Origin of the sequence: Okeania sp. SIO2F5, assembly GCF_010692685.1 — a bacterium.
Lineage (GTDB): Bacteria > Cyanobacteriota > Cyanobacteriia > Cyanobacteriales > Microcoleaceae > Okeania > Okeania hirsuta.
The window spans coordinates 1-1,934 of sequence record NZ_JAAHGU010000291.1; the positions used below are offsets into that span (position 1 = coordinate 1).

3 protein-coding genes are annotated in these 1,934 nt (G+C 39.8%); 2 read left to right on the forward strand and 1 reads right to left on the reverse strand.

Going from position 1 to position 1,934, the window contains the following annotated elements:
• The first annotated feature begins 165 nt into the window (after positions 1-165).
• Complete coding sequence (locus F6K27_RS33015; protein ID WP_124146247.1) at positions 166-501, forward strand: XisI protein; 336 nt, start codon at positions 166-168, stop codon at positions 499-501.
• Positions 502-592: 91 nt separating this feature from the next.
• Here the strand turns inward: F6K27_RS33015 and F6K27_RS33020 are convergent, their stop codons facing one another.
• Positions 593-1,309: a tetratricopeptide repeat protein gene (locus F6K27_RS33020; RefSeq protein WP_287280125.1), complete on the reverse strand. Its 717-nt coding sequence runs from the start codon at positions 1,307-1,309 to the stop codon at positions 593-595.
• A gap of 164 nt (positions 1,310-1,473) precedes the next feature.
• Between F6K27_RS33020 and F6K27_RS33025 the strand changes: the two genes are divergently transcribed.
• A complete protein-coding gene (locus F6K27_RS33025; RefSeq protein WP_287280123.1) occupies positions 1,474-1,704 on the forward strand; it encodes a hypothetical protein in 231 nt (76 codons plus the stop codon).
• Positions 1,705-1,934: the final 230 nt, after the last annotated feature.

The window sequence follows — 1,934 nt, forward strand, 5'->3', positions numbered from 1 at the left end:
AAGAAGGAGACAGGAGACAGCTATACTGGAGACAGGAGGAAAATTACATGGGGATTCGCTCCCCCAAGTAATGCGTGAACACCCCCGTTGACGGTGGGGTATTAAACCCACAAAGAAAATGATAAAACTAATTATTTATGACCCAATACAGGAGGTAATTGTACAATGGATACCTTAGAATCTTATCGCAATATTATTCAGTCTTTATTAACAGTTTATGCTGCCATCCCCATAGCAAATGGTCAAATAGATTGTTACACGGTTTTTGATACAAAACAAGACCATTATATGGTTATGAATGTAGGATGGGATGGTTATCGGCGAGCTTATGGTTGTGTTTTACATTTGGATATAAAAGGAGAAAAGATTTGGATAGAGCAAAATATGACTGAAATGAGAATTGCTCAAAAACTTGTGGAGCGAGGAGTACCAAAAGAAGATATTGTTCTGGGATTTCAAGCTCCTGAAATGCGGGAATATACTGATTATGGAGTTGCTTAATTGAGGAAAAGAAAAGCTAGACACAGATTCGGGCACGGATAAACGGATTAATCATTTGACATCATCCGTGCATCCGTGGCAAAATCCGTGTCTAGCTCTGTTGTTGTTGCCGACAAACTTCAAAATTTTCTCGCACAATTTTAGTATTAGGATGTTCCTCACCTAATGTTTCTTCAAACATATCCAATGCTTGTTCAAACAAAGGTTCCGCTGCTTCGTATTTCCCTTGATAATTATGTAATAAAGCCAGGTTCTTGAGGTGAATGACAATATCTGGATGATTTTCTGGTAGAGCGATTTTGGTGATTTCGATGGCTTTTTGAAACAAAGGTTCCGCTGGTTTGTATTTCCCTTGAGAACTATATAATAAAGCCAGGTTGTTGAGATAGGTGGCGCGTTTTGGATGATTTTCTGCTATTTCTTTACCCTTCTCTAACCAAGGTTGTGCCTGTAAATAAAATCCTTGACCTTCATAGAAAGAACCTAGCCTAATAAAAGGAGTAATCAAATCATCATAACTCAAATACTCAGTCAAGTTTGCTGCCACTTCTGTAATATGGGGAATATTAACCTCAACTTCCTTAACTTGCTCCAGTGTAATGTCATCAGGAATTTCCCTCGCCGCCTCCGCCACCACCCGACAAAAACTACGTTTCCATTCCTCCACAGAGTCAAACTGCTGCAACTTACCCACCATAAACTTTCTAATAAGAGGGTGTAACTGATAGATATCTTCATCCTTTCGTTCCACCAAACTTAAATTCAATAACACATCATCTCGTATCTCCTCCAAATCTTCCTGCTCCACTTGTGACAAACACTCTTCCACTTTGGGGAAGCTTACTCACAAGTATTACCCAGTAAGCTTCACCGTGCGGTTGGCCAAGAAACTAGTTATACAAGTTATATTGAACGATTCAATAGCAAAAACGCCCTTGATCGAGATAGTCCATTTTATGACCAAGTTTGATAGTGGGATGGATAGCAGGAGAGGCCATTGTCCCCCTAACAGAAGCAACAAGTCGGGCAATTTATTTTTTTGGGAAAAAAAGTTCAGAAAATCATGGTGAGCAACGTCTAGTATTTGGAAAGCAAAAAACAGTGGCATTAAAAAGTCCGCCACGCAACCCCATTGTAATCTATGGGAACCCCTTCTCTAATAGGGAAAGGGGGAGAATAGCTATGCCTCCTCTCTTTGTATAAGAGAGCTTGGGGGTAAGAGCTACATTCTCTAATGCCAGATTGCAATGTTCTATAAAGTCAGGAAACATCCCGAAAATATCTATCTGTATCAGAAGGACAAAGGCAATTTCATTTTTTATGACTTCCAGCACTGCAAATACAAGACGAAACTTAATGGATAATGCTCGGACAGAGAACGATCGCTCACATCTAATCTCTCAGTTTTGGCAGCAATGGCAAGAAAGTCGAAG

What these genes read in the sequence shown, in the direction of transcription:
- F6K27_RS33015 (WP_124146247.1), top strand. Translation starts at nt 166, where the DNA reads ATGGATACCTTAGAATCTTATCGCAATATTATTCAGTCTTTATTAACA.